This is a genomic window from Bradyrhizobium sp. SMVTL-02, from assembly GCF_051853005.1.
Taxonomy (GTDB): domain Bacteria; phylum Pseudomonadota; class Alphaproteobacteria; order Rhizobiales; family Xanthobacteraceae; genus Bradyrhizobium.
In genome coordinates this window covers 4,581,997-4,601,144 of sequence record NZ_CP182469.1, presented here as the reverse complement: position 1 = coordinate 4,601,144, position 19,148 = coordinate 4,581,997, and the positions used below count along the sequence as shown (strand labels likewise).

General features: G+C 65.7%; 18 protein-coding genes. 17 read left to right on the top strand and 1 reads right to left on the bottom strand.

Going from position 1 to position 19,148, the window contains the following annotated elements:
- The first annotated feature begins 27 nt into the window (after nucleotides 1-27).
- The 14 genes from ACNJYB_RS21730 to fabZ all read left to right on the top strand — a co-directional run bounded on the left by ACNJYB_RS21730 (nucleotide 28) and on the right by fabZ (nucleotide 15,797).
- Complete coding sequence (locus ACNJYB_RS21730) at nucleotides 28-177, top strand: hypothetical protein (RefSeq protein ID WP_439368384.1); 150 nt, start codon at nucleotides 28-30, stop codon at nucleotides 175-177.
- A gap of 59 nt (nucleotides 178-236) precedes the next feature.
- Nucleotides 237-977: a carbonic anhydrase gene (locus ACNJYB_RS21725; RefSeq protein ID WP_439368383.1), complete on the top strand. Its 741-nt coding sequence runs from the start codon at nucleotides 237-239 to the stop codon at nucleotides 975-977.
- A gap of 195 nt (nucleotides 978-1,172) precedes the next feature.
- A complete protein-coding gene (locus tag ACNJYB_RS21720) occupies nucleotides 1,173-3,710 on the top strand; it encodes a caspase family protein (protein WP_439368382.1) in 2,538 nt (845 codons plus the stop codon).
- Nucleotides 3,711-3,921: 211 nt separating this feature from the next.
- Nucleotides 3,922-4,917, top strand: a complete 996-nt coding sequence (locus ACNJYB_RS21715) for a 30S ribosomal protein S2 (protein WP_439368380.1) — start codon at nucleotides 3,922-3,924, stop codon at nucleotides 4,915-4,917.
- A gap of 133 nt (nucleotides 4,918-5,050) precedes the next feature.
- On the top strand, nucleotides 5,051-5,974 hold the full coding sequence (gene tsf, locus ACNJYB_RS21710; RefSeq protein WP_439368379.1) for a translation elongation factor Ts: 924 nt from the start codon (nucleotides 5,051-5,053) through the stop codon (nucleotides 5,972-5,974).
- Nucleotides 5,975-6,034: 60 nt separating this feature from the next.
- The gene (gene pyrH, locus ACNJYB_RS21705) at nucleotides 6,035-6,751 is read left to right on the top strand and encodes a UMP kinase (protein ID WP_439368378.1); all 717 of its coding nucleotides are present in this window, start codon (nucleotides 6,035-6,037) and stop codon (nucleotides 6,749-6,751) included.
- 69 nt (nucleotides 6,752-6,820) lie between these two features.
- A complete protein-coding gene (gene frr, locus ACNJYB_RS21700) occupies nucleotides 6,821-7,384 on the top strand; it encodes a ribosome recycling factor (protein ID WP_057756077.1) in 564 nt (187 codons plus the stop codon).
- Nucleotides 7,385-7,394: 10 nt separating this feature from the next.
- Nucleotides 7,395-8,153: an isoprenyl transferase gene (locus ACNJYB_RS21695; protein WP_439368377.1), complete on the top strand. Its 759-nt coding sequence runs from the start codon at nucleotides 7,395-7,397 to the stop codon at nucleotides 8,151-8,153.
- Entirely contained in the window at nucleotides 8,150-8,992 is an 843-nt protein-coding gene (locus ACNJYB_RS21690) for a phosphatidate cytidylyltransferase (protein WP_439368376.1), read from the top strand. The genes ACNJYB_RS21695 and ACNJYB_RS21690 overlap by 4 nt, the downstream gene beginning before the upstream one ends.
- A gap of 4 nt (nucleotides 8,993-8,996) precedes the next feature.
- Nucleotides 8,997-10,220 (top strand): 1-deoxy-D-xylulose-5-phosphate reductoisomerase, encoded by a 1,224-nt coding sequence (gene dxr, locus ACNJYB_RS21685; RefSeq protein ID WP_439368375.1) that lies wholly within the window; start codon nucleotides 8,997-8,999, stop codon nucleotides 10,218-10,220.
- A gap of 43 nt (nucleotides 10,221-10,263) precedes the next feature.
- A complete protein-coding gene (gene rseP / locus ACNJYB_RS21680; RefSeq protein ID WP_439368374.1) occupies nucleotides 10,264-11,415 on the top strand; it encodes an RIP metalloprotease RseP in 1,152 nt (383 codons plus the stop codon).
- A gap of 175 nt (nucleotides 11,416-11,590) precedes the next feature.
- Nucleotides 11,591-14,146, top strand: a complete 2,556-nt coding sequence (bamA, locus tag ACNJYB_RS21675) for an outer membrane protein assembly factor BamA (protein WP_439368373.1) — start codon at nucleotides 11,591-11,593, stop codon at nucleotides 14,144-14,146.
- Between the two features lie 125 nt (nucleotides 14,147-14,271).
- A complete protein-coding gene (gene lpxD, locus ACNJYB_RS21670; RefSeq protein ID WP_439368372.1) occupies nucleotides 14,272-15,339 on the top strand; it encodes a UDP-3-O-(3-hydroxymyristoyl)glucosamine N-acyltransferase in 1,068 nt (355 codons plus the stop codon).
- The gene (fabZ, locus tag ACNJYB_RS21665; RefSeq protein WP_183238958.1) at nucleotides 15,336-15,797 is read left to right on the top strand and encodes a 3-hydroxyacyl-ACP dehydratase FabZ; all 462 of its coding nucleotides are present in this window, start codon (nucleotides 15,336-15,338) and stop codon (nucleotides 15,795-15,797) included. The genes lpxD and fabZ overlap by 4 nt, the downstream gene beginning before the upstream one ends.
- A 23-nt stretch (nucleotides 15,798-15,820) precedes the next feature.
- On the opposite strand, the gene ACNJYB_RS21660 is transcribed toward fabZ, so the two are convergent.
- Nucleotides 15,821-16,144 carry a KTSC domain-containing protein gene (locus tag ACNJYB_RS21660; protein ID WP_439368371.1) on the bottom strand — a complete coding sequence of 108 codons (324 nt, stop codon included), beginning with the start codon at nucleotides 16,142-16,144 and terminating at the stop codon, nucleotides 15,821-15,823.
- Nucleotides 16,145-16,303: 159 nt separating this feature from the next.
- Here ACNJYB_RS21660 and lpxA point away from each other — a divergent pair, with 159 nt between their 5' ends.
- Genes lpxA through lpxB form a run of 3 tightly spaced genes read left to right on the top strand, consistent with a single transcriptional unit; the run spans nucleotide 16,304 to nucleotide 19,147 of the window.
- A complete protein-coding gene (lpxA, locus tag ACNJYB_RS21655; RefSeq protein WP_439368369.1) occupies nucleotides 16,304-17,095 on the top strand; it encodes an acyl-ACP--UDP-N-acetylglucosamine O-acyltransferase in 792 nt (263 codons plus the stop codon).
- A 19-nt stretch (nucleotides 17,096-17,114) separates the two neighbouring features.
- On the top strand, nucleotides 17,115-17,972 hold the full coding sequence (locus ACNJYB_RS21650; protein ID WP_439368368.1) for an LpxI family protein: 858 nt from the start codon (nucleotides 17,115-17,117) through the stop codon (nucleotides 17,970-17,972).
- Nucleotides 17,969-19,147, top strand: coding sequence for a lipid-A-disaccharide synthase (gene lpxB / locus ACNJYB_RS21645; RefSeq protein ID WP_439368366.1), 1,179 nt, complete (start codon nucleotides 17,969-17,971; stop codon nucleotides 19,145-19,147). Before ACNJYB_RS21650 ends, lpxB begins: the two co-directional genes overlap by 4 nt.
- The last annotated feature ends 1 nt before the right edge of the window (nucleotide 19,148 follow it).

Sequence of the window (19,148 nt, the reverse complement as noted above, 5' to 3'; positions counted from 1 at the left end):
AAGAGCAGTGCGAGGCACGACGCCGCTATGGGCGGGGCGGTGCTTGGCGGGCTGGCCGGGGTTGCGGTGGTTTCCGTCGCGACGGCCGGCGAGGCCAATCCCGGGCCCGCCGAGCTCGTCGCGCTGGACGAGGCGACCGCGCGAACGAAGCTCGCGGAGTTGCAGGCTGTGGAGTAAGATGCGTGGCACGATTGCCGCTCCATCAACGAGGGCGGCGCGATGGGGAGGAGCAAGGCATGTGCGAGAATTGCGCTAATGGTCGCGGCGTCCACGTTGGTCCTTCGCGGAGATCGCTTGTCCACGTCACCGTCTCCGCGATCGGCCTGGCTTTTGCCGGAAAAGCTTTCGCGAAGGAGACCAAGGCGCCGCCCAAGCCACAGAACGTGCTGTCACCAGACGCTTCGTTGAAGCGGCTGATGGAGGGGAATGCGCGCTACGTCGACGGTGTGGCGCGGCGCCACGATTTCAAGCACGAGCGCGAGGCGCTGGCCGGCGGGCAGAACCCGTTCGCAGCCGTGCTGAGCTGCGCCGATTCCCGCATCGCGCCGGAATATGCGTTCGACACCGGCCGCGGCGACCTTTTCGTCTGTCGCGTCGCCGGAAACTTTGCCGGGACCGAGACCATCGCGAGCATGGAATATGCGGTGGCGGTGCTGAACACACCGCTGATCCTCGTGCTTGGCCATGATGCCTGCGGCGCGATTGATGCGACGCTGAAGGCGATCAACGACAATACGTCCCCGCCGGGACACATTCCCTCGCTGGTTGATGCGCTCGCGCCTGCCGCCAAGGCTGCAATGCAGCAGGGCGGGGACGTGCTGAACAACGCGATCCGCCAGAACGTGATCGACACCGTCGCCAAGCTGAAATCGGCCGCGCCGATCCTCAATGCAGCTGCTGAGCAGGGCAAGCTCAAGGTTCTCGGCGGCATCTATCGCCTCACGACCGGAACGGTGGATCTGATTGCGCAGGGCTGAGCGAGCGGGGTGCTCCTGCCGTCTTATGGTCGCGAGGCTGATGCGGAACTGACGCAACAGGCTGTTGTCGGCGCACGCCATGTCACCGCCTCAATCCAAGCCTTTCGTGACGCAAGCCTTTCGTTCAAGCGCCATTCAGCCGGCCGCGCTCCTGATGTGCGGTGGCCAACTCAACAACATAAGCGGGCACAAGCCATGCGTGGGACGCTCAAAGTCTTCATCTGCCTTCTTCTGCCGATGGTGGTCCTTGCCGCTGGCGGACCGGGGCCAGTACGCGCGCAGCAGCAGGAAAAGCGCATCGCGCTTGTGGTCGGCAACGGGGCCTATGCCAAATCGCCGCTGGCGACGACTGCGAACGATGCCGGCCTGATCGCGCAGACGCTGCAGGCAGCGGGCTTCGACGTCGTCGGCGCCCGCGATCTCGACGGCGACACGCTGCGCAAGAGTTTTCGCGATTTCGTCCAGAAGGCGCAGGCTTCGGGCCCCGGCACGGTCGCGATGGTCTATCTGGCCGGCTACGGCTTGCAGCTCGCCGGCGAGAACTATTTCATCCCGGTCGATTCCAACATCACCCGCGACACCGACATTCCGACCGAAGCACTGCGCATCAGCGATTACGCGCGCCAGCTTGCGGCGATTCCGCTCAAGGCCAACATCGTCGTGCTCGATGCGGCCCGCGCGCAGCCCTTCATCGAGGGCGGGCAGCCGATCGCGAGCGGACTGGCGCTGGTCGAACCCGATCCGAACATGCTGATCGCCTTCAACGCCGCGCCAGGCACGGTCGCGCCGGAGGAGCCGGGGCCGTACGGCATTTATGCGCAGTCGCTGGCGGAGATGATCCGCACCGGCGGATTGTCGTTGGCTGACGTGTTCGACCGCGTCCGCCTGCGCGTCAACGAGGCCAGCAAGGGCGCGCAGGTGCCCTGGAACGAGCAGAAGATATCGGCGCCGTTCTCCTTCTTCGAGCGCGGGCCCGACGCGCCGCCGCCGGAGACGGCGCCGGACCAGGTCGCCGCGATCCGGAGCAAGCCGATCCGCGATCTCGGTGCGCAGGATGCCTATGCCGCTGCGCTCTCGCGCGACACGCTGCCGGCGTATGAGGAATTTCTCGCGGCCTATCCGAACGATCCGATGTCCAAGCGCGTGACGGTGATCGCCGCGGCGCGCCGCGAGGCGATCACCTGGCGACGCACGTACCGGACCGACACGCCGGAGGCCTATTGGTCGTATCTACGCCGCTATCCGCGCGGCCCGCACGCGGGCGATGCGCGGCGCCGGCTTGCGATCCTCACCGCGCCGGTCGAGCCGCCGCCGAGCTTTGCGATGATCGAGTACGACGTGCCGCCGCCGGCGCCGGAGGAGGTGGTCTATGTCGATCGCCCGGTGCTGTATTTCAGCGACCCCGATTTCGGCTTCGCACCGCCACCGCCGCCGCCGGTCTACTATCTGCCGCCGCCGCCGCCGGATTTCGTCGTGCTGCCGCCGCCGCTGCCCGTGGTCGGCCTATTCGTGCTGCCGCAGCCGGTGTTCGTGCCGATCCCGGTGTTCGTAAGGCCGCCGGTCTATGTCGCGCCGCCGCCGAACAACATCATCTTCAACAACATCCATAACACCACGGTCATCAACACCGTGATCAACCAGGCGCCGGCACCGGCGCCTGCCGCGGGAGCCGGCGTGGGACCGGCCAACCTGGCACCGGCGGTTGCCGGCCGCGCCAATCCGGTGGCGCCCGCCGTGCCGCAGGCGGTGATGCAGCGTGCTGCCCTGATCCAGCAGGGCAAGGCGCCGTTGCCGCCGAGCGCGACGGTCCAGCCAACGGCGAGGCCCGGGGCGCCGCTGGCGACGCCGGCGAACGTCGCGCCAAACGCGAGGCCCGGGGCGCCGCCGGCGGCGTCGGCGAACGTCACGCCAAACGCCTTGCCGGGCGCCGCCGCACCAGGTGCGGCCCCGAACGCTGCACCACAGACCAGGCTGCCGGCGGCCAACACATTGCCGGTGCCAGGGGCCCATGGCGCTCCGCCTGCACCGCCGGCGGGGGCTGGCCCGGTGCCGAACGGGAGGGCCGCGCCGACCGCGACTGCACCCGGTGCGCCGCCGGCTCATCCGGGGACCCCGACGGCTGCGGCTCCCGGCGCGACCACGCTGCCTGCCCATCCCGGTGCGCCAAATGCTGCCGGTTCTGCGACGGCTGCGCCCACCACGACAAGCCCGCCTGCCGCGCCCGGCCAGCCGCCGAAGCCGCCGGTGGCACAGACCCCGCCGGGGGCCGGGCCAGCGGATCGCGCCAAATCCGCAACCCGCGAGTCTCTCGGCGCGCCTCCGCCCGCGGCCGGAAGGCCGGTTGCGCCGCCACCCCCGGCTGCGCATGAGCCGATCAGGCCGCAGAATCGGCCATCGGCCGCTCCGCCGCAGGCGGCGAGACCGGTCACACCGCCGCCGCAGCCCCATGCCGTGGCGCGGCCCACACCGCCGCCTCCGCCGCATGTATCCGCGCCGCCGCCCCGGGGCGCTGCGCCGCCGCCGCCGAGGATAGCTGCGCCTTCGCCGCCGCGACCGGCTCCGCCGCCGGTTGCTGCAGCCCGTCCCGCGCAGCCTCCGGTGGCCCGGCCGGCTCCACCACCACCGCCGCCGCCCCGGGTGGCCGTGGCCCCACCGCATTCGGCCGCCCCTCCGCCACGCCCGGCGGCCGCGCCTCCGGCAAAGAAGTGCGCGCCCAATCAGCAAAAATGCTAGATGGCAGGGCGGTATTGACGGAGTAGGGGTCTTCGCGGGCGAAAACCGCCCCCGAAAGACCCTTATTTCCTTGCTTCTGGCCGAAATTGCGCTATAGAGCGCGCCATCTCACACGGAAACATGGCTCACAAGGCCGTCCGGTGGCAACCGGGGCGTGAACGCTCCGTTTTGCTCACACGTTTCCGGAGGAACCAACCGGAGAACTAGAACGATGGCACTGCCCGATTTCACTATGCGTCAGCTGCTCGAAGCTGGCGTGCACTTTGGTCACCAGTCTCACCGCTGGAATCCGAAAATGGCTCCGTTCATTTTCGGTACCCGTAACAACATCCACATCGTCGACCTCGCCCAGACCGTGCCGATGCTGCACCAGGCCCTTCAGGCCGTCAGCGATACGGTGGCCAAGGGCGGCCGCATCCTGTTCGTCGGCACCAAGCGCCAGGCGCAGGACGGCGTTGCCGATGCTGCCAAGCGCTGCGCGCAGTATTTCGTCAATTCGCGCTGGCTCGGCGGTACGCTGACCAACTGGAAGACGATCTCGGCCTCGATCAAGCGCCTGCGTCACCTCGACGACGTGCTCTCGGGCGGCGAAGCCAATTCCTACACGAAGAAGGAGCGCCTGACGCTTCAGCGCGAGCGCGACAAGCTCGACCGCTCGCTCGGCGGCATCAAGGACATGGGCGGTCTGCCCGACCTGATCTTCGTGATCGACACCAACAAGGAAGACATCGCGATCCAAGAGGCCCAGCGCCTCAACATCCCGGTCGCCGCGATCGTCGACACCAATTCGGACCCGAAGGGCATCACCTATGTGGTCCCCGGCAATGACGACGCCGGCCGCGCCATTTCGCTGTACTGCGATCTCATCGCGCGTGCGGCGATCGATGGCATCTCGCGCGCCCAGGGCGATTCGGGCATCGACATCGGCGCCTCGGCCCAGCCGGTCGCCGAAGAGCTGCCGGCGCCCTCGTCGAGCGGTTTCCAGGGCCTTGCAGGCCCCCGCGGCACCGCCGACGACCTCAAGAAGCTCCCGGGCGTGTCGGGTGCGATCGAGAAGAAGTTCAACGATCTCGGTATCTTCCACTACTGGCAGCTCGCCGAGCTCGACCACGACACCGCGCACACGATCGGCGAAGAAGTCGGTCTGCCCAGCCGCGCGGATGCCTGGGTGGCCAAGGCCAAGGCGCTGACCGCGGAAGCGGAATAGTCAAAAAGAGCGATGGGTTGGCCGGACGGGATCCGGCCACCATTTCAGTTGACGCGAATTCCTGAGATGGACCGCGGCGGGGCGATTTGATGCCACGCCGCGGCAAACCGGCAGGCACAAAGGATTTTCAACGATGGCAACGATCACAGCTGCGATGGTCAAGGACCTGCGCGAATCGACGGGCGCGGGCATGATGGACTGCAAGGCCGCGCTCACCGAGACCAATGGCGACATGGAAGCGGCGCAGGACTGGCTGCGCAAGAAGGGCCTGTCGAAGGCTGCGAAGAAGTCAGGCCGCGTCGCGGCCGAGGGCCTGATCGGCGCGCTCACCAAGGGGACCAAGGGCGTCGTGGTCGAGGTCAACTCCGAGACCGACTTCGTCGCGCGCAACGGCCAGTTCCAGGGCCTCGTCAAGATGATCGCGCAGGTCGCGTTCGACGTCGGCGCCGACGTCGAGAAGATCAAGGCCGCCAAGGTCGGCGACGTCACGATCGAAGCCGCCATCAATGACGCGATCGCCACCATCGGCGAGAACATGACGCTGCGCCGCGCCGCCGCCCTCGAAGTGAAGCAGGGCGTGGTGTCGCACTACGTCCACGGTGCCGTGATCGACGGCGCCGGCAAGATGGGCGTGATCGTGGCGCTGGAATCGCCGGGCAAGGCCGACGAGCTCGCCGCCCTCGGCCGCCAGATCGCGATGCATGTCGCCGCCGCCAACCCGCTGGCGCTCAATCCGTCCGGCCTCGATCCGGCGGTCGTCAAGCGCGAGAAGGACGTGCTCGCCGACAAATATCGCCAGCAGGGCAAGCCCGAGAACGTGATCGAGAAGATCGTCGAGTCCGGCCTGAAGACCTACTACAAGGAAGTCTGCCTGCTCGAGCAGGCCTTCATCCACGACACCGGCAAGTCGGTGGCGCAGGCGGTGAAGGAAGCCGAGGGCAGGGTCGGCGGCGCAGTGAAGATCGCCGGTTTTGTGCGCTATGCTCTCGGTGAGGGAATCGAGAAGCAGGAAAGCGACTTCGCAGCCGAGGTCGCTGCGGCCAGCGGCAAGAAGTAAGCGCCGGAACGTTCCTTCCGGCGTGCCGCCGGAAGCGGCGCCCGGACAAGGAAAGTGCTCATGACTGATCCGGTCTATCGTCGCGTCGTGATCAAGCTGTCCGGCGAGTATCTCGCGGGACAGCAGGGGTTTGGCATCGATCAGCCGACCGTCGACCGGGTTGCGGACGATCTGATCGCCGCCCGCAAGCTCGGCACCGAGGTTGCGGTCGTGATCGGCGGCGGCAACATGGTCCGCGGCGTCGAGGTCTCCTCAAGGGGGGTCTCGCGCACCACCGGCGACACCATGGGCATGCTCGCCACCATGATGAACTGCCTCGCGCTGGAAGGGGCGATCGAGCGGAAGGGCACGCCGGCGCGCACGCTGTCGGCCTTCGTCATGCCCGAGATTTCCGAGCTGTTCACCCGTACTGCGGCGCACAAATACCTCGCCGAAGGCCGAATCGTGCTGCTCGGCGGCGGAACCGGCAATCCGTTCTTCACGACCGACACCACGGCGGTACTGCGTGCCGCCGAGATCGGCGCGGAGGCGGTCCTGAAGGCGACCAATGTCGACGGCGTCTACTCGGCCGACCCGAAGAAGGATCCGAGCGCCACGCGGTTCGACCGGCTGACGCATGCGCAGGCGATCGAGGGCGGCTACAAGGTGATGGATGCAACCGCCTTCGCGCTTGCCCGCGAGACATCGCTGCCTATCATCGTGTTCTCGATCGCTGAGCCGGGCTCGATCGGTGCGATTCTGCGTGGCGTCGGTCACGGAACCATCGTCGCCGGCTGACGGCTCATCTGCCGCGCCCTCGAGGGAAGGGGCGAGGTGAGGTCGCCGGGATTTTGAAGGAGCAAACTGATGGCCACGGGTAATTTCGACCTCAACGAAGTGAAGCGCCGCATGCAGGGCGCCGTCGCCTCGCTCAAGCACGAGCTTGGCGGCCTGCGCACGGGCCGCGCCTCGGCCTCGATGCTCGATCCGGTGCAGGTCGACGCTTATGGCAGTCACATGCCGCTCAATCAGCTCGCCACCGTCAGCGTGCCCGAGCCGCGCCTGATCTCGGTGCAGGTCTGGGACAAGTCGATGGTCAAGGCGGTGGAGAAGGCGATCGTCGACTCCAATCTCGGCCTGTCCCCCGCGACCGAAGGCCAGGTGCTGCGCCTGCGCATTCCGGAGCTCAACGAGGAACGTCGCAAGGAGCTGGTGAAGGTCGCGCACAAATACGCCGAAGCCGCCAAGGTCGCCGCGCGCCACGTCCGCCGCGACGGTCTCGACGTGCTCAAGAAGCTCGAGAAGAATCACGAGATGTCGGAGGACGACCAGAAGCGTCACGCCGACGAGGTGCAGAAGGCGACCGACGGCACCATCGCGGAGATCGACCAGCTGCTGGCCGCCAAGGAAAAAGAAATCCTGACCGTTTAAGGCTGCCTCCATGTCCAACGCCGCCGCGCCCGCTACGGAAGGACCCGACCGGTCCGGGGCGCCCGCGCATGTCGCCATCATCATGGATGGCAACGGGCGTTGGGCGGCCGCGCGTGGCCTGCCGCGAGCAGAAGGGCATCGCCGCGGTGTCGAGGCCCTGCGCCGCGTGGTGCGCGCTTCGCACGAGCTCGGCATCCGCTATCTCACCATCTTCTCGTTCTCATCGGAGAACTGGTCGCGTCCGGCGAGCGAGATCGGTGATCTCTTCGGTCTGCTCCGCCGCTTCATCCGCAACGATCTGGCGAGCCTGCATCGCGACGGCGTCAAGGTTCGCATCATCGGCGAGCGGGACGGGCTTGAAAGCGACATCTGTGCGCTGCTCAACGAGGCCGAGGAGCTGACGCGCGACAACACGCGCCTCACGCTCGTCGTCGCCTTCAACTACGGCTCGCGGCAGGAGATCGCGAAGGCGGCGCAGAAGCTGGCGCGCGAAGTCGCCGAAGGCAAGCGCGACCCTGCCACGATCGACGCCGAGACGCTTGGGGCGCATCTCGATGCGCCCGAGATCCCCGATCCCGATCTCATCATCCGCACCAGCGGCGAGCAGCGCCTGTCGAATTTCCTGATGTGGCAGGCCGCCTATAGCGAGCTCGTCTTCGTGCCGATCCACTGGCCCGATTTCGACAAGGCGGCGCTGGAAAGCGCGATCGCCGAATTCGCCAGGCGCGAGCGCCGTTTCGGCGGTTTGGTCGCGAAAACCGCCTCGTGAGCGAATCCGACACCGCACCGGCGGGCGCAAAGCCTGCCCCGAGCAATCTGGTGATGCGGGTCCTCGCAGCGCTGGTGCTGGCGCCGCTCACCATTGCCATCGCTTATGCCGGCGGCTGGCTGTGGGCGCTTCTCGTCACGCTGGTCTCGATCGGCCTGTTCGCGGAATGGTTGATCGTGGTCGGTGCCGGCTCCGCCGCACTGACGGGGGCAGGGACCATCGTCATTGCCACGATGGGCTTGTGCGTTGCCGCCGGCGCGCTCAAGACCTCCGTCGTCACTGGCCTCGTCGGCGGTGCGATCGTGACGCTGATCGCGCGGGGAAAGTTCCTATGGGCAGCCACCGGCTTCGCCTATGCATCGGCGGCGCTGCTGGCCTCGATCCTGGTCCGGAAGGATCTCGTCAACGGCTTCTCAGCGCTGATGTTCGTGCTGCTGGTGGTGTGGGCGACCGATATCGGCGGCTATTTCGCTGGCCGCGGCATGGGCGGGCCGAAGCTGTGGCCGCGGGTGAGCCCGAAGAAGACCTGGGCCGGAGCCGTCGGCGGCTTTGCCGCGAGTCTTGCAGTTGCCGCCGGCTTTGCAGCCTGCGGGGTCGGCAAGGCGATCCCGCTGCTGCTCGTCAGCGCCGTGCTCTCGGTGGTATCGCAGCTCGGCGATCTCTTCGAATCCGCGGTGAAGCGGCGGTTCGGCGTCAAGGATTCCAGTCACTTAATTCCTGGCCATGGCGGGCTTATGGACCGTCTGGACGGCTTTGTTGCCGCCATCCTGGCGGCCTGGTTTATCGGCTTTCTCCGTCACGGTGTGCATAGCGCCGGAAGCGGTCTTATGGTTTGGTGAGGATATGAGCGCCGTCCCCTTGCGTAATAACAGGCTTGCTGCGTCCGACATTCGCAGCGTCACAGTCCTCGGTGCCACCGGCTCGATCGGCGACAGCACGATGGATCTGCTGCGCGCCTCTCCCGAGCGCTACCGCGTCGAGGCCTTGACGGCGAACGGCAATGTCGAAGCGCTGGCCAAGCTCGCGAAGGAATTCAACGCGCGCTTCGTGGCGATCGCGGACAGCTCCAAGCTCGGCGAGCTCAAGGCTCTACTGGCGGGAACGAGCACCGAATGCGGCGCCGGCGAAAGCGCGGTGATCGAGGCCGGCGCGCGTCCCGCGGACTGGGTGATGGCGGCCGTCAGTGGCGCCGCCGGGCTGAAGCCGGCTCTCGCCGCCGTCGATCGCGGCGCGCATGTCGCTCTCGCCAACAAGGAATGCCTCGTCTGCGCCGGCGATTTCTTCATGCAGCGCGCGGCGAAGGCGGGCGCCTGCATCCTGCCGGCCGATTCCGAGCATAACGCTTTGTTTCAGGCACTGGCATCGGGCAATCGCGACGAGCTGGTTTGCGTCATCATCACCGCATCGGGCGGCCCGTTCCGGACCTGGAAGCCGGCTGACATCGAGCAGGCGACCCTCGAGCAGGCGCTCAAGCACCCGAACTGGAGCATGGGCCAGAAGATCACGATCGATTCCGCCTCGATGATGAACAAGGGGCTCGAGGTGATCGAGGCTTCCTATCTGTTCGCACTCTCGCCCGACGAGATCGACGTCCTCGTGCATCCGCAGTCGATCATCCACGGCATGGTCGAATTCTCCGACCGTTCAGTCATGGCGCAGCTCGGCGCGCCCGACATGCGCACGCCCATCGCCCATTGCCTCGGCTGGCCCGATCGCATCAAGGGCCCGGCGGCCAAGCTGGACCTCGCGAAGATCGGCCAGCTCACCTTCGAGGCACCGGACTTCGAGCGGTTCCCCGGACTGCGACTGGCCTACGATTCGCTCCGGACCGGGAAGGGGGCCACCACGGTCTACAATGCCGCCAACGAGGTCGCCGTTGCCGCCTTCATCGCCGGCAAGATCCGCTTCGGCGCGATTGCGCGGCTGGTCGAGGCGACCCTCGACGATTGGATCCGCGGCGGGAACCTGGCGCCCCTGACGTCCGCCGACGATGCAATCTCTGTTGACCATGTTGCTCGAAATAGAGCCGCCGCCCTATTGCCTCAAATTGCCTTAAAGGCATCTTAATTGGTTGGGGCCAGGGCCTTGCGGCGCTGGATGAGGGAAATCGATGATCGACTTTTTTGTCCATAGTTTCAATGCATTGAGCCATGGGCTCCTCGGCTACGCGGTTCCCTTCCTGTTCGTCCTGACCATCGTCGTGTTCTTCCACGAACTCGGCCATTTCCTGGTCGCGCGCTGGGCGGGCGTTCGGGTGTTGACCTTCTCGCTCGGTTTCGGACCCGAGCTGGTCGGTTTCAACGACCGCCACGGCACCCGCTGGAAGATCTCGGCGATCCCGCTCGGCGGCTACGTCAAGTTCTTCGGCGACGAGAGCGAGGCCTCGACCCCATCGGCCGAGACGCTTGCGGCGATGACCGCCGAGGAGCGCGCCGGCAGCTTCCACCACAAGAAAGTCGGCCCGCGCGCGGCCATCGTCGCGGCCGGACCGATCGCCAATTTCATCCTGGGCGCGCTGATCTTCGCCGGCATGGCGCTCTACTACGGCAAGCCGAGCACGATCGCTCGCGTCGACGGCGTCGTCGCCGATGGCGCTGCGGCTGCGGCCGGTTTCAAGATCGGGGACATCGTCGTTCAGATCGACGGCAAGCCGATCGAAAGCTTTGCCGACATGCAGCGAATCGTTGCGATGAACGCCGGTTCGGCGCTTGCATTCCAGGTGAAGCGTGACGGCGCCATCGTGGCTCTGACTGCGACCCCCGCGCTGCTCGAGCGCAAGGATCCGTTCGGGAACAGCCACCGTGTCGGCGTGCTCGGCGTCGAGCACAAGACCCAGGCCGGCGAGACTTCCACCGTTCCGGTCGGTGTGGGCGAAGCGGTCAAGATCGGCGTGGAACAGGTCTGGTTCATCATCACCAGCACCTTCAAATTCCTGGGCTCGCTGTTTGTCGGACACGGTAACCCGAACGAGGTCAGCGGCGTTCTTGGGATCGCGAAGATGTCAGGGCAGGCGGCCAGTGCCGGGTTCCAGTTCGTGATCAATCTTTGTGCGGTGCTGTCGGTGTCTATCGGGCTCTTGAACCTGTTCCCGATCCCGCTGCTCGATGGCGGTCACCTTATGTTCTATGCGGCGGAGGTCGTTCGCGGCCGGCCCTTGTCCGAGCGGACTCAGGAGATGGGGTTCCGAATCGGGCTGGGTTTGGTGCTGATGTTGATGGTGTTTGCGACCTACAACGACATTCTGCGGATGGCCGCTTCCTGATCGGGGCTTTTTTGTGGCGTTGCTGTTGAGCAACGTCTTGGAATGAAATTGAAATTGCGGCGCGTTCGGCCGTTTGCGGCGTCGGCGAAATTGGCTACAAGCGGCCTGAAACTTGGGGAATCTCCAGACCGGCGTTGGGGTGGGTCTGGTGCGGAATGATAAGGGCGCGTTGCGCATGAAGTTTGGACTGCGACTCCGGGGGGGCTTGCTCGCGACCCTGATCATGTTCGGCGCGCCGGTGGTTGCCCCCGTCGGGGCTGTCCTGGTGTCTTCGTCTGCGCTTGCTCAGACCGTCCAGTCGATTTCTGTCGAAGGAAATCGCCGCGTCGAGGTGGAGACGATCCGCTCCTATTTCAAGCCGGGTCCGGGCGGGCGCCTGGATCAAGCCGCCATCGATGACGGCCTCAAGGCGCTGATCGAGACCGGCCTGTTCCAGGACGTCAGGATCAACCGCGGCCCCGGCGGCCAGATCGTCGTTTCCGTGGTGGAAAACCCGGTGATCGGGCGCATCGCCTTCGAGGGCAACAAGAAGATCAAGGACGAGCAGCTCACCGCCGAGGTCCAGTCCAAGGCGCGCGGAACCTTCTCCCGCGCCATGGTGCAGTCCGACACGCTGCGAATCGCCGAAATCTATCGCCGCTCCGGCCGCTACGACGTGCGCGTCACGCCCGAAATCATCGAGCAGCCGAACAACCGCGTCGACCTCATCTTCACGATCGTGGAAGGCGCCAAGACCGGCGTGAAATCGATCGAGTTCGTCGGCAACGTCGCGTTCTCGTCCTACCGCCTGCGCGACGTCATCAAGACGCGCGAATCGAATCTTCTCAGCTTCCTTGCCAGCGGCGACATCTACGACCCTGATCGTGTCGAGGCGGACCGCGACCTGATCCGCCGCTTCTACCTCAAGAACGGTTTCGCCGACGTCCAGGTCGTGGCGGCGCTGACCGAATACGATCCGGAGAAGAAGGGCTTCAACGTCACTTTCAAGATCGAGGAAGGCGCGCAATATCGCGTCGGCGCGGTCGACTTCCGCTCCAGCATTCCGAACTTCGATCCGTCTTCGATGCGGGCCTATTCGCGCGTCGGTGTCGGCTCGCTCTACAACGTCGAATCGGTCGAGAAGTCGGTCGAGGAGATGCAGATCGAGGCGTCGCGCCGCGGTTATGCCTTCGCCGTAGTCCGTCCCGGCGGCGACCGTAATTTCGAGGCGCACACCGTGTCCGTCGTGTTCAACATCGACGAGGGTCCGCGCACCTATATCGAGCGCATCAACCTGCGTGGCAACACCCGCACGCGTGACTACGTCATCCGCCGCGAGTTCGACATCTCGGAAGGCGATGCCTACAACCGCGCGCTGGTCGATCGCGCCGAGCGGCGCCTGAAGAACCTCGACTATTTCAAGAGCGTCAAGATCACGACGGAGCCCGGCTCGTCGAGCGACCGCGTCATCCTGATCGTCGACATGGAAGAGAAATCGACCGGCGACTTCTCGATCTCGGGCGGTTACTCAACGACCGACGGCGCGCTGGCCGAAGTTTCGGTCTCCGAGCGCAACCTGCTCGGCCGCGGCCTGTTCGCCAAGGCGTCGGTGACCTACGGCCAGTACGCGCGCGGCTATTCGCTGTCGTTCGTCGAGCCGTACCTGCTCGACTATCGCGTCGCGCTCGGCCTCGACCTCTACCAGCGCCAGCAACTGTCCAACAGCTACATCTCCTACGGCACCAAGACGCTCGGCTTCTCGCCGCGCCTCGGCTTCAGCCTGCGTGAAGACCTGTCGCTCCAGCTGCGCTACTCGATCTACCAGCAGGAAATCACGCTGCCGTCCTATCTGGCGAACTGTAACAACGTGCAGTTTCTGCCGCCTGACGGCACCCCGAACCCCGCCTTCAATCCGAGCCCAGCCTTTGCCAATGCCAATGGTTTGAGTCTCGCCTCAACCAATGGCCTGGGTTGCTACATCGACGGCGAAGCTTCGCTGCCGGTGCGCAAGGAACTTGCGGGCGGCAGGACGCTGACCTCGGCGCTCGGCTACTCGCTGAACTACAACACGCTGGACAACAACAAGAACCCCACCGACGGTCTGATCGTCGACTTCCGTCAGGATTTTGCCGGCGTCGGCGGCGACGTCTCCTACCTGAAGTCCGTCATTGATGCGAAGTACTACACTCCGCTGGTGTCCGACATCGTCGGCCTCGTCCACCTTCAGGGTGGTGTTCTGAACCAGATCGGCAACAAAGAACTGCGCATGCTCGATCAGTTCCAGATGGGCCCGAATCTAGTCCGCGGCTTTGCCCCGAACGGCATCGGCCCGCGCGATTTGAATCCCTATGGCACGCAGGACGCGCTTGGCGGCACCAAATATTGGGGCGCTTCGTTCGAATTGCAGATGCCGTTCTGGTTCCTGCCGAAGGAAGTGGGTCTGAAGGGCGCGGTCTACGCTGACGCCGGCGGTCTCTTTGACTATCAGGGACCGACGACGTGGTTGGCGACCAACGAAATAACCACGACCAGGAATTCGAACTGTACGCCGTCGACGATCAACCCGGCCACGCCTGGCACCTGTACCGGCCTGGTGTATGACAACGGCAATACCGTCCGTTCGTCGGTTGGTGTCGGTTTGATCTGGCAGTCACCATTCGGACCGCTGCGCTTCGACTACGCCGTGCCGCTCACCAAGGGCAAGTACGACCGTGTGCAGGAGTTCAGGTTCGGCGGCGGCACCTCGTTCTAGTTCGATCAGCACGGCACGATCCGGATCAGTGGAGCCGGTTTCCGAAAGGGATCGTGCCAATCCAACAGATAAGGCATGATGCGGCCTGACCGCTTCATGCCGAAGCCGGACCGCGACGGGGTGGAATGGCGCAGCCGACCTTCTTCACAAAGCCGCCTGCCACGGCGCTGGCCGACATTGCCACGCTGACCAAGGCGCAATTGGTCGACCCCACGAGGGGCGGCCAAGTCATCACGGGCCTGGCTTCGCTGGACGAGGCCGGCCCGATGCATCTGACATTCTTCGACAACCTCAAATATGCCGATGAGCTCAAGGCAACCAGGGCGGGTGCATGCCTGGTCAGTCCGCGCTTCGAGGCCGAGGTGCCCGCGCACGTGGCCGTGCTGCGGGCGAAGCAGCCGTTCCGCGCCTTCGTCGCGATCGCCCGGGAATGGCACGGCGACGCGCTGCGGCCGCAATCCTGGACCGGCAGCGACGGCATTGCACCGTCCGCCATCATCGACCCCACGGCACGGCTCGAGGACGGCGTGATCGTCGATCCCCTGGCCGTCATCGGTGCGGATGTCGAGATCGGCAGCGGCACGGTGGTCGGTGTCGGCGCGGTGATTGGCCCGGGCGTCAAGATCGGCCGGGACTGCAATGTCGGCGCCCGCACCGCGATCCAGTGCGCTCTGATTGGCAACAATGTCTTGATCCATCCGGGCTGCTCGATCGGGCAGGACGGCTACGGTTTCATCTTCTTCGGTCCCGAGGGCCATCTGAAGGTGCCGCAGACCGGACGCGTGCTGATCCAGAACGACGTCGAGGTCGGCGCCAACACCACGATCGACCGCGGGTCTTTGCGGGATACGGTCATCGGCGAGGGGACCAAAATCGACAATCAGGTCCAGATTGGCCACAATGTCACGATCGGCCGGCATTGCCTGCTGGCGGCCCAGATCGGCCTCGCGGGCAGCCTGACCATCGGCGACAACGTGGCGCTCGGAGCGAAGGTGGGCATCAACAATCACCTCAAGATCGGCGATGGTGCCCAGGTGACCGCGATGAGCGCGGTCAAGGACGACATTCCGCCGGGCGGCCGCTGGGGCGGGCATTTCGCCAAGCCGACCAAACAATGGTTCAAGGAGATCATCGCGGTGGAGCGCCTGGTACGCGACAGCAAGGCCGATCCGAAGGACGAGGGACGGGAATGACGGAGGAATCGCCTATCAAGTTCGAACTGGTGGACATCAACGCCATCCTCCAGACGCTGCCGCACCGCTTTCCGATGCTGCTGATCGACCGCGTGATCAACATCCGCGCCGATTACAGCGGCATCGGCATCAAGAACGTCACCTTCAACGAGCCGGCCTTCCAGGGGCATTTCCCCGAGCGCCCGGTCTATCCCGGCGTCATGATGATCGAGGCGATGGCGCAGACGGCGGGCGTGATCGGCATCAAGTCGGTCGAGGGCACCGAGAAGCCGCGCGCGGTGTATTTCCTCACGATCGACAAGTGCAAGTTCCGCAAGCCCGTGCTGCCCGGCGATACCATCGAGTATCACATGCGCTCGCTCGGCCGCCGCAAGACCATGTGGTGGTTTCACGGCGACGCCAAGGTCAACGGCCAGGTGGTTGCGGAGGCCGACGTCGGCGCCATGCTGACGGACTGAAGAGCCAGCCAGCGCGAATGGATTCACGCGTGGCAGTCGTAGCGGCTGCCAGCGGTCTCGCGCCTGAGATTCCGGTTGAAGAACTGGCCCATGGACGGTGCGCCCAGAAGGCGGTCGACCGTCTCGGCCGTGACGCGGCAATAGCGGTCATAGGCGCCGCCCGCCACGACGACGAGGTCCTGCCGCGCGCGATCGTAGCAGACCCGCTGGAGCACCGTGCTCCGAGTGATGTCGCGGCACTCGAATGTGCCGAGATCGATGCGGTTGCGCTCGCCGATCTCCACCCGCTCGGAGACAACGGGCGCAGCCGCGAGGTGTGTGAGCAGGAGTACCAGAGCCCTGACCATGTTAAGTTCAAGCTCCACGTGAACACGTTGAAAGGCGGTGAGGGCCGCTTCATCCGGCACTTGAAACAGGCCGAGATGATACGTCACTGGACAGATCGGGCATAGTCGCGCTAACCACCGGAAAACCAAGCTACTTCAACACACAATCAGACCTTCTTGATGAGTAAGATTGATCCCACCGCGCGGGTCGCGAACGGCGCCGTGATCGGCGAGGGCACCGAGGTCGGGCCCTTCTGCATCATCGGCTCGAACGCCGTGATCGGCCAAAACTGCAAGCTGATCGGACAGGTCACGATCATTGGCCATACGTCGATCGGCGACGGCTGCGTGATCTCTCCGTTCGCGGTGCTCGGTGGCGCGCCCCAGGATCTCAGCTACAAGGGCGAGCCGACCCGGCTCGAGATCGGCTCGGGCTGCACCATCCGGGAAGGTACGACGATGAACGTCGGCACCATCAAGGGCGGCGGGCTGACGCGCGTCGGCAACGGCGGCTACTTCATGAACAACAGCCATGTCGGCCACGACTGCATGGTCGGCGACAACGTGATCTTCGCGACCTCCGCGACGCTCGGCGGTCATTGCGAGATCGGCGACGCCGTCTATATCGGCGGCCTGTCCGCGGTGCACCAGTTCACGCGCATCGGCCCCTATGTCATGGTCGGCGGCGTCTGTGGCGTGCGCGACGACGTCATCCCGTATGGGCTCGTCAACGGCCAATATGCGGTGCTAGAGAGCCTCAACCTGATCGGCATGAAGCGTCGCAAGTTCACCAAGCAGCGGCTCGCGACGGTGCGCGGCTTCTATCAGAAGCTCTTCCATGGCCCCGGCACGTTTGCCGAGCGGCTCGAGGCGGCGCGGCCGCTCGCGGGGGAAGATCCGGCCATCGCAGAAATCCTCGACTTCATCGGCAAGGGCAAGCGCCCGCTCTGTCTGCCCGCCATCTCGAAGTGACGCTGGGATGGCCGCGGACATGACCTCGGCGGCTTCGGAGATTTCATCGCCGGTCGGCGTGGTCGCCGGTGGCGGCGCGATGCCGTTCGCGGTGGCTGAGTCGCTCGCTGCGCGCGGCATCACGCCGGTGCTGTTTCCGCTGCGCGGGGCCTGCGATCCGGCGCGCGTGGAAAAATTCCGCCACCGCTGGATCTCGGTCGGCCAGCTCGGCCGCGCCATGCGGCTGTTCCGCGAGGAGGGCTGCCGCGACCTGATCTTCATCGGCACATTGGTGCGGCCCTCGCTGTCAGAGATCCGGTTCGACTTCAAGACATTGCGCCTGCTCGGCAACGTCATCCGTGCCTTTCGCGGCGGCGATGATCATCTTCTCTCCGGCGTCGGCCGCATCCTCGAGCAGGACGGCTTTCGCATGGTCGGCATCAAGGATGTCGCGCCCGACCTCTTGATGCCCGAGGGCTGCATCAGTCGGGCCTGGCCAAACGACAATGCCAAGGCCGACATCGAGCGCGGGCGCGCGGTGCTGATGGCGCTCGGCCCGTTCGACATCGGTCAGGCTGCCGTCGTGATCGACGGCCATGTGGTGGCGGTCGAGGACATCGAGGGCACCGACGCGCTGCTCGCGCGCGTCGCGCGCCTGCGTGAAGAGGGCCGCATCCGCGCCGCCACTGGTCGCGGCGTGCTGGTGAAGGCCCCGAAGAGCGGCCAGGATCTGCGCTTCGACCTGCCGACCATCGGCCCGCGCACCATCGAAGGTGTCGCGAAGGCCGGCCTTGCGGGCATCGCCGTCATCGCCGGCAACACCATTGCCGCCGAGCCGCAGGCGATGATTGGGCTTGCCGATGCCAAATATCTCTTCGTCATCGGCCTTGCCAAATGATGCAGACCCGCGATCCCGAGCGGAAGATCTTCCTGATTGCCACGGAGGAATCCGGCGACCGGCTGGGCAGTGCGCTGATGAAGGTGCTGCGCCAGCGTCTCGGCGACGGCGTGCAGTTCGTCGGCGTCGGCGGCCGCACCATGGCGCGCGAGGGGCTGGAGACGCTGTTTCCGATCGAGGAGCTGTCGATCGTCGGCTTCGCCGCGGTGGCGCAGCAATTACCAAAAATCCTGCGGCTGATCCGCCAGACCGTCGATGCCGCGATCGAGTCCGCGCCGGACGCGCTCGTGATCATCGACAGTCCCGACTTTACCCATCGCGTCGCCCGCCGCGTGCGTGCGCGCAATCCCGCGATGCCGGTGATCGACTACGTCTCGCCGCAGCTCTGGGCCTGGCGGCCGGGCCGGGCGCGTACCATGCTCGGCTACGTCGATCACGTGCTTGGCCTGCTGCCGTTCGAGCCGGAGGAATACCGCAAGCTCGGCGGGCCGCCCTGCAGCTATGTCGGCCACCCCCTGATCGAGCAATTGTCCTCGCTGCGGCCGAATGCTGAGGAGCAGAAGCGCCGCAACACTGAGCCGCCGGTGCTGCTGGTGCTGCCGGGCAGCCGCCGCAGCGAGATCCGGCATCATCTCGAGGTGTTTGGCGCGGCGCTCGGACGGTTGCAGGCGGAGGGGCGCGCCTTCGAGCTGATGCTACCGACCATGCCGCATCTCGAAGCCACCGTGCGCGAAGGCATCGCAAGCTGGCCGGTCAAACCGCAGATCGTGATTGGCGAAGCCGAGAGGCGCGCCGCCTTTCGCATCGCGCATGCCGCGCTGGCGAAATCAGGCACGGTGACGCTCGAACTCGCGCTGTCAGGCATTCCCATGGTGACGGCCTATCGTGTCGGCGCGATAGAGGCCTTCATCCTGCGTCGTGCAATCCGCGTCTCCTCGGTGATCCTCGCCAACCTCGTGATCGGCGACGATGTCATTCCGGAGTATTTGCAGGAGAACTGCACGCCGGAGAAGCTCGCGCCGGCACTCATCGAGGTGCTGACCGACACGCCGCTGCGCAGGCGCCAGGTCGAGGCTTTCGCCCGCCTCGATCAGATCATGTCGACCGGCAACAAATCGCCGAGCGTGCTTGCCGCCGACGTCGTGCTCGCCACGATGCGGAAGGGCCGGCGATAAG

Excerpts from the sequence above, each read along its gene's own strand:
- lpxB (WP_439368366.1), top strand. The coding sequence starts at position 17,969 with ATGATGCAGACCCGCGATCCCGAGCGGAAGATCTTCCTGATTGCCACG.
- lpxA (WP_439368369.1), top strand. The coding sequence starts at position 16,304 with ATGAGTAAGATTGATCCCACCGCGCGGGTCGCGAACGGCGCCGTGATC.
- fabZ (WP_183238958.1), top strand. The coding sequence starts at position 15,336 with ATGACGGAGGAATCGCCTATCAAGTTCGAACTGGTGGACATCAACGCC.
- bamA (WP_439368373.1), top strand. The coding sequence starts at position 11,591 with ATGAAGTTTGGACTGCGACTCCGGGGGGGCTTGCTCGCGACCCTGATC.
- tsf (WP_439368379.1), top strand. The coding sequence starts at position 5,051 with ATGGCAACGATCACAGCTGCGATGGTCAAGGACCTGCGCGAATCGACG.
- ACNJYB_RS21660 (WP_439368371.1), bottom strand. The coding sequence starts at position 16,144 with ATGGTCAGGGCTCTGGTACTCCTGCTCACACACCTCGCGGCTGCGCCC.
- ACNJYB_RS21695 (WP_439368377.1), top strand. The coding sequence starts at position 7,395 with ATGTCCAACGCCGCCGCGCCCGCTACGGAAGGACCCGACCGGTCCGGG.
- ACNJYB_RS21715 (WP_439368380.1), top strand. The coding sequence starts at position 3,922 with ATGGCACTGCCCGATTTCACTATGCGTCAGCTGCTCGAAGCTGGCGTG.
- ACNJYB_RS21720 (WP_439368382.1), top strand. The coding sequence starts at position 1,173 with ATGCGTGGGACGCTCAAAGTCTTCATCTGCCTTCTTCTGCCGATGGTG.
- pyrH (WP_439368378.1), top strand. The coding sequence starts at position 6,035 with ATGACTGATCCGGTCTATCGTCGCGTCGTGATCAAGCTGTCCGGCGAG.
- ACNJYB_RS21725 (WP_439368383.1), top strand. The coding sequence starts at position 237 with ATGTGCGAGAATTGCGCTAATGGTCGCGGCGTCCACGTTGGTCCTTCG.
- frr (WP_057756077.1), top strand. The coding sequence starts at position 6,821 with ATGGCCACGGGTAATTTCGACCTCAACGAAGTGAAGCGCCGCATGCAG.
- ACNJYB_RS21650 (WP_439368368.1), top strand. The coding sequence starts at position 17,115 with ATGACCTCGGCGGCTTCGGAGATTTCATCGCCGGTCGGCGTGGTCGCC.
- ACNJYB_RS21730 (WP_439368384.1), top strand. The coding sequence starts at position 28 with ATGGGCGGGGCGGTGCTTGGCGGGCTGGCCGGGGTTGCGGTGGTTTCC.
- dxr (WP_439368375.1), top strand. The coding sequence starts at position 8,997 with ATGAGCGCCGTCCCCTTGCGTAATAACAGGCTTGCTGCGTCCGACATT.
- rseP (WP_439368374.1), top strand. The coding sequence starts at position 10,264 with ATGATCGACTTTTTTGTCCATAGTTTCAATGCATTGAGCCATGGGCTC.
- lpxD (WP_439368372.1), top strand. The coding sequence starts at position 14,272 with ATGGCGCAGCCGACCTTCTTCACAAAGCCGCCTGCCACGGCGCTGGCC.